General features: G+C 70.5%; 14 protein-coding genes and 1 rRNA gene. 9 read left to right on the plus strand and 6 right to left on the minus strand.

Features of this window, described 5'->3' with window-relative positions; genetic code table 11:
- From E1287_RS38860 to E1287_RS38870, 3 genes are all read right to left on the minus strand, one after another.
- On the minus strand, window positions 1-1,315 hold a 1,315-nt coding region (locus tag E1287_RS38860), incomplete at its 3' end, for an acyclic terpene utilization AtuA family protein (protein WP_131970405.1).
- 110 nt (window positions 1,316-1,425) lie between these two features.
- Window positions 1,426-1,752 carry a DUF397 domain-containing protein gene (locus E1287_RS38865; RefSeq protein WP_131970407.1) on the minus strand — a complete coding sequence of 109 codons (327 nt, stop codon included), beginning with the start codon at window positions 1,750-1,752 and terminating at the stop codon, window positions 1,426-1,428.
- A complete protein-coding gene (locus E1287_RS38870) occupies window positions 1,749-2,636 on the minus strand; it encodes a helix-turn-helix transcriptional regulator (RefSeq protein WP_131970409.1) in 888 nt (295 codons plus the stop codon). Before E1287_RS38870 ends, E1287_RS38865 begins: the two co-directional genes overlap by 4 nt.
- A gap of 311 nt (window positions 2,637-2,947) precedes the next feature.
- On the opposite strand from E1287_RS38870, the gene E1287_RS38875 reads away from it, so the two are divergent.
- From E1287_RS38875 to E1287_RS38885, 3 genes are read left to right on the plus strand one after another with little or no spacing between them, the layout of a single operon-like run.
- The gene (locus E1287_RS38875; RefSeq protein ID WP_131970411.1) at window positions 2,948-3,313 is read left to right on the plus strand and encodes a hypothetical protein; all 366 of its coding nucleotides are present in this window, start codon (window positions 2,948-2,950) and stop codon (window positions 3,311-3,313) included.
- Window positions 3,310-3,648, plus strand: coding sequence for a hypothetical protein (locus E1287_RS38880; protein ID WP_131970413.1), 339 nt, complete (start codon window positions 3,310-3,312; stop codon window positions 3,646-3,648). Before E1287_RS38875 ends, E1287_RS38880 begins: the two co-directional genes overlap by 4 nt.
- A complete protein-coding gene (locus E1287_RS38885) occupies window positions 3,645-3,995 on the plus strand; it encodes a hypothetical protein (RefSeq protein WP_131970415.1) in 351 nt (116 codons plus the stop codon). The genes E1287_RS38880 and E1287_RS38885 overlap by 4 nt, the downstream gene beginning before the upstream one ends.
- Window positions 3,996-4,041: 46 nt before the next feature.
- On the opposite strand, the gene E1287_RS44370 is transcribed toward E1287_RS38885, so the two are convergent.
- Window positions 4,042-5,172 carry an abortive infection protein gene (locus E1287_RS44370; RefSeq protein ID WP_165969414.1) on the minus strand — a complete coding sequence of 377 codons (1,131 nt, stop codon included), beginning with the start codon at window positions 5,170-5,172 and terminating at the stop codon, window positions 4,042-4,044.
- Between the two features lie 198 nt (window positions 5,173-5,370).
- Between E1287_RS44370 and E1287_RS38900 the strand changes: the two genes are divergently transcribed.
- Window positions 5,371-5,979 carry a TetR/AcrR family transcriptional regulator gene (locus E1287_RS38900; protein WP_131970421.1) on the plus strand — a complete coding sequence of 203 codons (609 nt, stop codon included), beginning with the start codon at window positions 5,371-5,373 and terminating at the stop codon, window positions 5,977-5,979.
- 99 nt (window positions 5,980-6,078) lie between these two features.
- Here E1287_RS38900 and E1287_RS38905 read toward each other — a convergent pair whose 3' ends face one another.
- Window positions 6,079-6,498: a class I SAM-dependent methyltransferase gene (locus E1287_RS38905; protein WP_131970423.1), complete on the minus strand. Its 420-nt coding sequence runs from the start codon at window positions 6,496-6,498 to the stop codon at window positions 6,079-6,081.
- An 86-nt stretch (window positions 6,499-6,584) separates the two neighbouring features.
- Here E1287_RS38905 and E1287_RS38910 point away from each other — a divergent pair, with 86 nt between their 5' ends.
- The 5 genes from E1287_RS38910 (at window position 6,585) to E1287_RS38930 (ending at window position 11,160) form a co-directional block, all read left to right on the plus strand.
- Window positions 6,585-7,394, plus strand: coding sequence for a metalloregulator ArsR/SmtB family transcription factor (locus E1287_RS38910; protein ID WP_131970425.1), 810 nt, complete (start codon window positions 6,585-6,587; stop codon window positions 7,392-7,394).
- A 26-nt stretch (window positions 7,395-7,420) separates the two neighbouring features.
- Window positions 7,421-8,092, plus strand: a complete 672-nt coding sequence (locus E1287_RS38915; RefSeq protein WP_131970427.1) for a DUF998 domain-containing protein — start codon at window positions 7,421-7,423, stop codon at window positions 8,090-8,092.
- 143 nt (window positions 8,093-8,235) lie between these two features.
- Window positions 8,236-9,762, plus strand: a complete 1,527-nt coding sequence (locus E1287_RS38920) for an NAD(P)/FAD-dependent oxidoreductase (RefSeq protein ID WP_207934725.1) — start codon at window positions 8,236-8,238, stop codon at window positions 9,760-9,762.
- A complete protein-coding gene (locus tag E1287_RS38925) occupies window positions 9,759-10,541 on the plus strand; it encodes a fatty acid desaturase (RefSeq protein WP_131970431.1) in 783 nt (260 codons plus the stop codon). Before E1287_RS38920 ends, E1287_RS38925 begins: the two co-directional genes overlap by 4 nt.
- Before the next feature lie 4 nt (window positions 10,542-10,545).
- Complete coding sequence (locus E1287_RS38930; protein WP_131970433.1) at window positions 10,546-11,160, plus strand: TetR/AcrR family transcriptional regulator; 615 nt, start codon at window positions 10,546-10,548, stop codon at window positions 11,158-11,160.
- A 45-nt stretch (window positions 11,161-11,205) separates the two neighbouring features.
- Here E1287_RS38930 and rrf read toward each other — a convergent pair.
- A 5S ribosomal RNA gene (rrf, locus tag E1287_RS38935) occupies window positions 11,206-11,317 on the minus strand; the annotation flags it as partial.

Genomic DNA, 11,317 nt, shown 5'->3' on the forward strand with positions numbered 1-11,317 from the left:
GGGGTGGGATGGGAATGCGGCGGCCATCGCGGGTCACGGCCACGTGTTCGACCGCCTCGTTCGGAACGAACGCCGGAGTGTAGACGCCGTAAGGGCTCGCCTTCCCAGGCGGTGACGTCATCGTGAATCCGGGAAAGCCCGCGAGGGCGAGTTCCACCGCCGCACCGCTGAACGCCCGTCCGACCTTCTCCGGATCAGGATCGAGGACGGCACATCGGAGCAGCGCGGTCGCCTCCCCCTGCGTCGCGGGATCAGGCTTGGCGGCCCCGAGGAGCGTCCACTCGACGCGCGCGGGCCGGGCGCCACCGAACGCGGCTTCCATCTGCGCCTTGACGAGTTCGGCCTTCGCCTCGATGCCGAGACCGGTGAGGACGAATGTCATCTCGTTGCGGTGGCCGCCGAGGTGGTTGAGGCACACCTTGGTGGACGGTGGCGGCGGAAGCCCCTGGACGCCGCTGATCCGCACCCGGTCGGGCCCGTCCTGGGCCAACTCGATCGCGTCGAAGCACGTCGTCACGTCCGGCCCGGCGTAGGACGGCCCGCCGATCTCGTAGAGAAGCTGCGCCGTGACGGTCTCGACGGTCACAGCGCCGCCCGTGCCGTCGTGCTTGGTGATGACGCTGGAGCCGTCGGAGTAGATCTCGGCGATCGGAAAGCCCGGTGCCTTTACGTTGTAGATCTCTTTAAAGAAGGCGTAGTTGCCGCCCGTGGCCTGCGCCCCGCATTCGAGGACGTGCCCGGCGACGGTCGCACCGGCCAAGGCTTCCCAATCGTCCCGCCCCCACGAGAAGTGCGCGGCGGCCGGCCCCACGACGAGCGAGGCGTCCGTGACGCGACCCGTCACCACGACATCCGCGCCGTCCCGCAGGCATTCGGCGATCCCCCATGCGCCGAGGTAGGCGTTCGCGGTCAGCGGCGCTCCGTACCGCTCATGCCGGAAGCCCAGTTCCTCAGCTCGCGGCAGCAGATCATCGCCCTCCACATGGGCGACCCGCACCTCAAGGCCGAGCCGTCCGGCGAGGGTGCGCAGCCGTTCGGCCAGCCCGCGCGGGTTGAGCCCACCGGCATTCGCGACGATGCTGACGCCCCGCTCTACGGCGATCCCGAGGCACTCCTCCATCTGCCGCAGGAACGTCGTCGCGTACCCGGCCTCCGGGTCCTTCAGCTTGCCGCGCCCCAGGATCAACATCGTCAGCTCGGCGAGATAGTCGCCGGTGAGGACGTCCAGCGGCCCGCCCTCCAGCATCTCCCGCACCGCGGAGAACCGGTCGCCGTAGAAGCCCGAGGCGTTGCCGACCCGCAACGGTTGCCTCATGGCCCGAACCTTGCCAGCCCGGAAACAGAAAATCAATCACGCGTGATTGTTCTTGGGTCGCAGACGTACGACGACCCCGGCAGAAGGCCGCCGGGGTCGTCGAAGGGGGGTCAGAGATCGAGGGCGCCCGCCTTGGCCTCAGCCAGCAGGGCACCGAAGGCGACGCGGTCGAGGGTGAGGTGGCCGCTTTCCGGGTCCTTGCTGTCCCGGATACCGACGGCGGCCGACACCTGCGCGACCTCCACGCACTCCCGGTCGGAGTTGCTGCGAGTGCTCTTGCGCCAAGCCACGCCTTGCGCGACCTCCACACAGTCCTGGTCGGAGTTGCTGCGGCTGCTCTTGCGCCAGACCACGCCCCGCGCGACCTCCACGCATGCCTGGTCAGAGTTACTGCGGCTGCTCTTGCGCCAGGTCGCAGCCGTGAAGCCGGCACTCATCGTCCGTCCATCTCCCTCGCTGCCCGCCGGAACAGCGACGAGCTCTCGTCCTCCGGCAGAGCGTCGTCCCAGATCGCCGCGAACGCGTCGGCGTAGCGGTCGATTTCGTTGGCTTTGTCAAGGTACAGCGCCCCGGTAAAGCCCTGCACGTACACCGTGGACGGTTCGTGGCTGCGGCCGTCCCCTGTCGTCAAGAACCGCATCAGGATGAACGGTCCGGTGTCGAAACCCTGGTGCGCTCCGACGGAGAACGGCATGACGCGAAGGGCGACATGGGGGAGGTCGTTCAGTTCGGCGAGCCGATGCAGCTGCGGCACCATGACCTCTGCTCCGCCCACAGCGCGACGGACGACGGCTTCGTTGAGGACCGCCCTCACGGTAGGCGGCGCGGTGGTCCGGGTGATGAGATTCTGACGCTTGACTCGCAGATAGACCTTGCGTTCGATCTCCTCGTCCTGGAGTCCCGGCCTGTTCCTGGCGAGCAGGGCTCGGTAGTAGTCCGGCGACTGGAGCAGGCCCGGAATCAGCTCGGGTGAATACTCCTCAAGCGTCTCGGCCGCCTCCTCCAGGCCGATGTAGAGGTCGAAGCCGTCCGGGATCACGTCGCCGTAGGCGTGCCACCATCCCTTCTGCTTGGTCTCCTTGGCGAGGCCCATCAGGGCGGCCTTCAGGTCGCGGCGCGCTCCGTACACCTGGCACATGAGCTCCACGTCGTGGGACCGCAGAGACGTCTGCCCAGTCTCGATGCGCCATATCTTCGTCTCGGACCATTCGAGCGCTTTCGCGGCCCCTATCACCGTCATGCGCGCATCTGTCCGCAGTCGGCGCAAATGTCGGCCGAGCTGCCTGCGCGGAACGGTCGAGCCGGTCGGGGTCGCCGGCATTTCGTCACCACCTCAATCCGGGGTCACCTTTCACCCGAAGTGAAAGGGTCGGGCACTTCGATCTGCAATGTGGCTCTGACCTGCGAGGATTTCAGCGGATAATCCGGCTGAAGCCTTGCAGATCTCTTCTCCATGATGCTCTACTCGACCTCGCCGTGGTGATGACTTCGAACATTTGTCCATCGAACAAAGAATTCGATCATCTCCTGCCGCCCAATTAGCCCAAGAGATGAAAAATGTCCGAATACAAAGGTCGGAGGAGGATCATGAGAATCGCCCATTCCACCCGCCGGATCCCCGGAGCGTGACCGATGGGAGCGCACGAGCGGCGGTCCGGAGCCCGCGTCCTGCCGCCACCCCCGCCGGAACCGGAGGTCGCACGCCGCCCGGGAACGCCGATGCCGCAGCGGGAGCGGATCACCTACCTGGTTCGCCTCTCCGAGAGGTTCGTCCCGATCACGGGGCTGCTGACGGCCTTCACCTCGGTCGGCGGCTACCCGGTCCTCAACGTGATCCCGCACCGGATCTCCGGACGCGCGGCCACGATCGGGTGCTGCTACCGCGACGGGCAATGGTGGTTCTACAACGTCCGCACCGACGCGCCGATCTGCCCTGCGAACGAGCTGGACGCGGCCGCGCACCACATCACAACGGCCATGAGGAGGGCGGCGCGATGACGGAGCCGATGCTCGCGGACACGCCGGGAGACGTTGCCGCACACCGTGGAGTGAGCTGGGTCATGGGCGGAGCGGGTCGGCGTCCGGGCGCTCGCAACATCTTCACGTGGGACGCCCGGGCCGGGGACCGGGGATGGAGCGGAGTCACGGACGATCGCAACACCGCGATGCGGCACGTGCACCAGGTGCTTCGCGACAGCGGACCCGGCGGGCGCGGGACGATCCGGCGAGTCGCGCTCGACCCGCTCGGGCGCGTCCGGTACGTCCGGCTGAACGTCGTCGCCGAGGCGTGGCGGGACGAGACCACCGGCGCGGTCGTGTGGCGGGACGCGTGAACCCCGCCCAGCATCTCGACGCCGTCCACCCCCTCCACGCCCTCGCCGCCGAACTCGCCGCCACCGGCTGGTCGGTCCACCTTGAGGACCCGGACCTGTTGCACGCGGTCCCGCCGGACTCGGCGCGGCCCGGGACGACCGTCCGGATCAAGGACGGGGTCGGCGGCGTGCCGTGGTTCGTCACCTCGACCGGCGACCCGCTGCGTCCATGCCACGACCTCACCGGCGCGGGAAGGGAGATCCGCGCGCAGCCCGTTCCGCAGGAGAGCCGCCGATCCGGCCACGCCCTCCTGCGGGTGAAGTCGGCGCTGCGGCGGATCAACCTCGCCCTGTGGCGGCTCGCGTAGCAGGACGCTCGACTCCCGCCCTGGCACGCGGCTCGAACAGGGTGTCTCAGCCGCGGGCGTAGCGGCGTGCGAGGGTGTGGAAGGCGAGTTTCGGCTCCCAGTGGCCGGTCTTGCTGTAGGCGAGACGCGGGTTGGATGAAACCTTGACCAGCGCGTACCCGGCCATGTCGTAGTCGAGGTCGCGATCGGGCGAGGTCGGGGAGTCGGCTTCGATGAAGTTGTAGACGAACGCTCCGTACACGTTCCCGGCCTCGAACACGTCAAGGCATTCGCCGATGTAGCGGGCCTGCACCCGCTCGTCCCGGACGTACCCCGGCAGGACGACCGGCGGGGTCCGGTTCCAGTCGATGATGTCGAAGCCCTCGCCGCCGCGCTCGTCCGCACCCTTGTAGGTGCAGCAGCCGAACTCGGTGATCAGGACCGGCTTGCCGTAGCGGTGAAGCGCGCGCACGTCCTGGGCGTAGGTGGCCTTGTTCGACGAGTCCCGGTACAGGTCCACGCCGACCATGTCGAAACCGCGCCAGGCGACCTTTTCCCAGACGCCGGAAGTGTAGGTCAGCTTCCCGCCGAACAGTGGCCGGACGGTCTTCAGCGCCTTTTCGAGGAACGCGTTGAGCCGTTCGTTGTAGCCCGCGCCGGCCGGGGTGCTGAGATTGGCGCCTCGTTCCTTGTAGTCGTTTCCCGGCACCAGGCCGTCCATGAAGATGGTCAGCTCGCATCCGACCGAGATGCCGATGCCGGCGTGCCGGCGGCGGAGCCGTTCGGCGGCGCGGGCGACCTTCGTGAGGAACCGGAGCGTCGTGGGCGCGTCCTTGTCGAACTGGCGGGCCTCCAGCCACACGAACATGCCCTCGTCCGCCGCGCTGCGGGCGGCGAGCATGAGGCGCGCCACGTCGGAGCCCAGGATGATGACCGCGTTGCAGTGCAGGTCGCGGCGGATCGCGCGCATCTCGCGCCGGACGTACTCGGGCTTCCACACTTCACGCTCGGTGTCATAGTTGACGCCGTGCTGCGGCAGGGCCCGTCCGCCCGTGGACGCGGTTCCCGTGGACGCCGCGTCCGCCGCCGGGGCGAGGCCACCAGGCCACATGGCCCGGCTTTGTCCGGCCCCGTACACGACGGCTGCCGCGGCACTGCCCGCGAGCAGGGTCCGGCGGTCGATCGGCAGCTGTGGCATGAGTCTCTCCTCGCTGGTCTGGCCGCCCGTCCATGAGTCTTTCCAGGACGTCCCGCCCGAGCATCGGCCACCGGGTCACGGCAGCGGCGACCAAGGTCGCCGGGCCGGAACACGAAAGTCGACCACCAACGGACCGCCTTCGCCCCTCCGGCCTGAGGCCGGGCCAATGGCCCGCAACCCGGTAGCATGAACCGCCTGATGACCACGCAGGCACTCCCCCGCGAACCGCGGCAGGACCGCAGCCGCGCCACCCGGCGACGCCTCCTAGAGGCCGCCGTCGACTGCCTCGCCTCCGCGGGCTGGGCCGGGACGACCGTCGCGGTGGTCGCCGAGCGCGCCGGCGTCTCCCGGGGCGCCGCGCAGCATCATTTCCGGACGCGCGAGGAGCTGGTGACGGCGGCGGTCGAGTACGGGTCCGAGGTGCGGGTGGCGCAGATGCGCGAACGCCTGGACGTGCCGTCGGGACGGCGTCCGTCCACCCTGGACGTGGTCATGATGCTCGGCGAGATGTACACGACCCCGCTGTTCCGCGCCGCGCTGCAACTCTGGGTCGCCGCCAGCTCTGACGAGCAGCTCCGCGCCCGGGTCCTGCCGCTGGAGGCCCGGGTCGGACGGGAGGCGCACCGCCTCACCGTCGAAGCGCTCGGGGCGGACGAAAGCGTCCCCGGTGTCCGCGAGACGGTCCAGGCGACACTCGACCTCGTCCGCGGCCTCGGCCTCGCCGACCTCCTCACCGACGACTCCGCCCGCCGCACCCGCCTGCTCCACCAGTGGGCCACCACACTCGACACAGCCCTGTCCCGCTGACCCGAGGTCCCCGCGCCGCACGCTCCCGCCAACCCCGCTCGCCTCGAAGCTCGCAGACTTCGTAGGTTCGCCAGCCATAGGGCTCGGGGCCCGCGGGGTTCAGACGGGCAGTTCGCGTAGGGGGTCGCCGCCGTCGATGAACAGGCGGCCGCCTGGTGCCAGGACGGCGGCTATCCGCCGCATCGCCTCGCGTCCGGCTTCCGGGTGGCGGCCGTCGAGCGCGCCCACCCGCACCGCGAAGACCAGGTCGAAGGGCTCCTCGCCGGGCTCCAGGGCGAAGTCCTCGATCGCGGCCTGCCGGACGCTCATGCGTCCCGACGCGATCTCGTCCACCCCGATGGCCTCCGCCTGTGCGATCGCCTTGGCGGACCGGTCGATCGCGAGGATGTGCCCGGTGTCGAGCCGGGCGGCGACGGCCCGCGCGGCGGCGCCGGGCCCGCACCCGATCTCCAGGACCCGCATGCCTGGGTCGAGCGGCAGCGCGTCCACGATCTTCGCCAGGCGAGGAGAGAGCGGCATGGGCCGACGATATCGGACCATGCGACCGGCCGCCGGATCCTGAAGGATGGTTGACATGTGACCTTTTGGTCACCTATTTTCCAGGTGTGAAGGACGACGATCTGGCGTTCAGGGCGCTGGCGGATCCGACCCGCCGGTTCCTGCTCGACCTGCTGTTCGCCCGGGACGGGCGGACTCTCGGCGAGCTGGAGTCGGAGGTGGAGATGACCCGGTTCGGGGTCGCCAAGCACCTGCGGGTGCTGGAGGAGGCCGGGCTGGTGGTCGCGCGCCGCTCGGGCAGGGAGAAGCTGCACTTCCTCAACCCGGTGCCGATCCGGCTGATCCACGACCGGTGGATCGGCAAGTACACCGAGCGGCCCGTCGCGGCGCTCGCCGACCTCAAGCGAGAACTGGAGACCGATATGACGACGACCGAGACGGGCACCGGGGCGGGCCGGACCGTCCACGTGTACCGCGTGTACATCAAGGCGGCCCCGCAGGCCATCTGGGACGCCATCACCCAGCCGGAATGGGCCGTGAAGTACGGCTACCAGGCGCCGGTGGAGTACGACCTGCGTCCCGGCGGCGCGTTCCGCGGGCTGGCCAGCGACGTGATGAAGGAGCACGGCGCGCCGGAGGTGGTGATCGACGGCGAGGTCATCGAGGCGGATCCGCCGCGCAGGCTCGTCCAGACGTGGCGGGCCCTCTATCTCGACGAGCCCGCCACCCGGCTCACCTACGAGATCGAGGACGACGAGCACGGCATCTCGCGGCTGACCGTCACCCACGACGTCACCGGCGCGCCGCAGACCGCGGCGCAGACCAACGGCGAACTTCCAGGCGCCGGCGGCGGCTGGAGCCAGACGCTCAGCGACCTGAAGACCCTGCTGGAGACCGGCGAAGCCCTCTATTCCTGACGATTTCGACGGCTTTGGAGGCCGCCATGAGCACCGACACGATGAACTCCGCGACCATTCCCCGTGCCGCGGTTCCCACCCGCGTGCTGCTCGGCTGCGGGGCGGTTGCGGGGCCGATGTTCGTCCTTCTGATCGCCGCGCAGGCCATGACACGCGACGGCTTCGACGCCGCGCGCCACCCCCTGAGCATGCTCGCTCTCGGCGAGCACGGGTGGATCCAGACCGTCAACTTCCTGGTCAGCGGCGCGCTCGTGCTCGCCTCTGCCGCCGGTCTGCGCCGCGTCCTGTCGCCGGGGACCACCGGCCGCACCTGGGGCACGGCGCTCATCACCGTCTACGGCGCGAGCCTGGTCTGGGCGGGCGTGTTCCCCACCGACCCGGCGGACGGCTTCCCTGCCGGGACGCCCGCCGGAGCGGGCGAGGTCAGCTGGCACGGCATGCTGCACAACCTCGCGCCGGTCGGGATGGGCCTCGCGCTCAGCGCGGCGTGCCTGGTGTTCGCGCGCCGTTTCGCCCGCGAGGGACGGCGCGGCTGGACGATCTACAGCGTCGCCGCGGTGGCCGTCTACCTCGTCCTGGGACTGGCCGCGTTCCCGGCGGGCGAGTTCCGGCTGATGCTCGCCGGAGGCGCCGCCATCTGGACGTGGGCCGCCGTGCTCTCGATCAAGTTCCTGATCGAGTCCGGCGATCGCGCCTGACCCCGTCCACCGCCGTTTGCCCTGGCCGGAGGCAGGCTCGCTCACCCGATGAGCGGAGCCGCCTCCGGCCGTTCCCGTTCCCACGCGTTGACGGGACGCCGCACCGGGCGCATTCTGAACAAATGTTCAGAACAAGCGTTCAGATGGATCGTCCACCGAGAGCGTCGCGGTTCCCGGCGTCGTGCGACGTGGCCGTGCTCGGCGGCGGGCTCGCCGGGATGGCGACGGCGGCGCGGCTCCAGGCGGCCGGGCTGTCCACGCTCGTGATCGAGGCGCACGGCCATGTCGGCGGCTGCGCCGGCTACTACCGGCGGCGCGGCTTCTCCTTCGACGTGGGCGCGACGACGATGGTCGACTTCGAGCCCGGCGGGGTCGGCGCGGAACTGCTCGACAGCATCGGGATGGACGCGGTCCCCGGCGAGGCGCTGCCCGGATACGTCGGCTGGCTGCCGGACCGAAAGGTCACCCTCTACCGCGACACGCGGGCCTGGCATCGCGAACGGCTGCGGGCGCTGGGCGGCAGCGCCGGGCATCGGGCGTTCTGGTCGCAGCTCGACCGGATCGCTCACGTCTTCTGGGACGCGAGCCGTACCGGGGTGAGGCTCCCCATGCGCGGCCCAGCGGACGCGGTGCACAACCTGCGGGCACTCGGCCCGCGCGGGCTGCCGCTCGCCCGCCACCTGAACACCACGCTCGGGGACGTCCTCGTCCGGCACGGGCTGCGCGGCGACGCGCCGCTGGTCGGGCTGCTGTCGATGCTGGTGGAGGACACGGTGCACAGCACCGTCGACCGGGCCCCGCTCATCAACGCGGCGCTCGGCGTCACGATCCGCGGCGCGGGCCTCACCCGGGCGGACGGCGGCATGCGCGGATTCTGGCGGCGCTTCACGGCGCACTACCGCGCGATGGGCGGACGGCTCCGCGTCGGCTGCCGGGTCGAGCGGGTGTCCGGGCGGGCCGGGGCGTTCACCGTCCGCACCGGGCACGGCGCCGTCCACGCCCGGCAGGTGGTGAGCGCGCTGCCCGCCGCCACGACCGCGCGCGTCGTCCCCGCCCTCGCGGGCCCGCTCCGCCCCTACCTCGAGCGCGACGCGAACGATCTGGGCGGCGCGGTCGTCGTGTTCCTCGGCGTCCCGGACGACGAGGTCGCCGGGCAGGAATTCACCCACCACCAGCTGCTGCACGACTACGGCCGGCCGCTCGGCGACGGCAACAACATGTTCGTGTCGGTGTCCGCGCGAGGCGACACCGAAAGCGCGCCGCCCGGCGAACGCGCCGTCATGATCTCCACGCACACCGGGCTCGCCGGCTGGCAGGACCTGTCGGACGCCGACTACGAGGCCCGCAAGCAGGCGATCGGCGAACGTCTCGTCGGCCTGGCCCGCCGCGTCCATCCCGATCTGGGCGAGCGGGCATGCGTCTGGGAGGTCGGGACGCCGCGCTCGTACGAGCGTTTCGCGTTCCGGCCGGGCGGCGCGGTAGGCGGGCCGCACCAGTCGCCGGGCAACGCCAACCAGAACGCCGTCCCGCATTCGCTGGGCGTGCCGGGGCTGTGGCTCGTCGGCGACTCCACCTGGCCCGGCCTCGGCACCGTCGCGTGCGCGCTGGGCAGCAGGATCGTCGCGGACGAGGCGCTCAAGGCGGCGCGGCGGACGGCGGTGACCCGATGACCTTGCCGAAACTGTCCGAGCTCGGCCCCGACCTCCTCGTGACCACGCGCCCGCGCCGCGTCCTCACGCTGTCCCTGCCGTATGCGGGGATCGCCCTGTTCGTCTCGGCGTGGCTCGCCGGATGGTGGTGGGCGACGCCGCTGATCGCGTTCGGGATCTTCGTGGCGGTGGTGACGGCGACGCACGACGTCGTCCACCGGTCCCTGGGCCTCGGCAGGCGGACGACTGAATGGGCACTGTTCCTGCTGGGCGCCGTGCTGCTGGAAAGCGGCCACGCCTACCGCACCACGCACCTGCAACACCACCGGACATTCCCCAGCGACGAGGACCCGGAAGGATATCCTGCCGACCTGTCCGCGCTCGGCGCGATCCTCTACGGCCCGGTCTTCCTCGCCCGCCTGTGGTGGTGGGCCTATGGGCGCAGCCGGACGGGTCAGCGGCTGTGGCTGCTGGCGGAGGCGGCGCTGCCGTTCGCGGCCGTCGTGGCCGGAGTCGCGTGGTCGCGCGGGCTGCTCGTGTACGCCGTCATGATGATCGTGGGAAGCTGGGTGTATCCGCTGCTGACCGTCCACCTGCCGCACCGGCACTACGGGGACACGCCGCTCACGCAGACCCGCACGCTGCGCGGACGCGTCGTCCCCGCCCTGTTCCTGGAGTTGACGTACCACTTGGAGCACCATCTGTACCCGCAGGTGCCGAGCCACCATCTCGCACGGCTCGCCCGCCGCCTCGACCCCGTCCTCGCCGAGGCCGGCGTGCGGCCCCGGAAAGTGATCTGAGCGCATGGCGCCACGGGCGGAGACCAGGAACCGCCTCCTCGAAGCGGCCATCAGGACGCTCGCCGTCGAGGGATACGGCGGCACGACCGCCCGTTCCATCGCCCGCACGGGCGGCTTCGCGCCCGGCGTCATCTACTACCACTTCGACGACCTGGAGGCCCTTCTCGTCACGGCCCTCCGGCACACGAGCCGGGCCCGGATGGCGCGTTACGAGGAGGCCCTGGGCTCCTGCACGGACGCCGCCGACCTGATCACCCGCCTCCGCACGCTTTACGCCGAGGACATGGAGGACAAGGGGCACATCGACGCCGTCCAGGAACTCGTCACAGCCTCTGCGACGTCACCGCGGCTGCGAGCGGAAGTGCTCGCGCATGTCGATTCCTGGTCGGGTTTCGCCGCTTCCGCCGTCCAGCGCCTGGTCGAGGGGACGGCGCTCGAGGAGCTGGTGCCGTCCCGCGACATCGGCATGATCGCGGTCGCGATGTTCCTCGGCATCCAGACCCTCATCCATCTGGACGGCGACCGCTCCCGCATCGAGTCGCTCTTCGCCACCGCCGAACCCGCCGCCATTCTCTGGGACGCGTTCGCCGGCACCCGGAAAACCGACCCCGAAAAATGAGGAAGGCCCCGCCACTAATGGCGGGGCCTCCCCCTTCTACGATGTGTCCGGCGGTGTCCTACTCTCCCACACAGTCTCCCGTGCAGTACCATCGGCGCTGAAGGGCTTAACTTCCGGGTTCGGGATGGGACCGGGTGTTTCCCCTTCGCCAAAACCA

Source organism: Actinomadura sp. KC06, assembly GCF_004348735.1.
Lineage (GTDB): Bacteria > Actinomycetota > Actinomycetes > Streptosporangiales > Streptosporangiaceae > Spirillospora.

Excerpts from the sequence above, each read along its gene's own strand:
- E1287_RS38915 (WP_131970427.1), top strand. The coding sequence starts at position 7,421 with ATGAGCACCGACACGATGAACTCCGCGACCATTCCCCGTGCCGCGGTT.
- E1287_RS38870 (WP_131970409.1), bottom strand. The coding sequence starts at position 2,636 with ATGCCGGCGACCCCGACCGGCTCGACCGTTCCGCGCAGGCAGCTCGGC.
- E1287_RS38925 (WP_131970431.1), top strand. The coding sequence starts at position 9,759 with ATGACCTTGCCGAAACTGTCCGAGCTCGGCCCCGACCTCCTCGTGACC.
- E1287_RS38880 (WP_131970413.1), top strand. The coding sequence starts at position 3,310 with ATGACGGAGCCGATGCTCGCGGACACGCCGGGAGACGTTGCCGCACAC.
- E1287_RS44370 (WP_165969414.1), bottom strand. The coding sequence starts at position 5,172 with ATGCCACAGCTGCCGATCGACCGCCGGACCCTGCTCGCGGGCAGTGCC.
- E1287_RS38930 (WP_131970433.1), top strand. The coding sequence starts at position 10,546 with ATGGCGCCACGGGCGGAGACCAGGAACCGCCTCCTCGAAGCGGCCATC.
- E1287_RS38905 (WP_131970423.1), bottom strand. The coding sequence starts at position 6,498 with ATGCCGCTCTCTCCTCGCCTGGCGAAGATCGTGGACGCGCTGCCGCTC.
- E1287_RS38900 (WP_131970421.1), top strand. The coding sequence starts at position 5,371 with ATGACCACGCAGGCACTCCCCCGCGAACCGCGGCAGGACCGCAGCCGC.
- E1287_RS38920 (WP_207934725.1), top strand. The coding sequence starts at position 8,236 with ATGGATCGTCCACCGAGAGCGTCGCGGTTCCCGGCGTCGTGCGACGTG.
- E1287_RS38875 (WP_131970411.1), top strand. The coding sequence starts at position 2,948 with ATGGGAGCGCACGAGCGGCGGTCCGGAGCCCGCGTCCTGCCGCCACCC.
- E1287_RS38865 (WP_131970407.1), bottom strand. The coding sequence starts at position 1,752 with ATGAGTGCCGGCTTCACGGCTGCGACCTGGCGCAAGAGCAGCCGCAGT.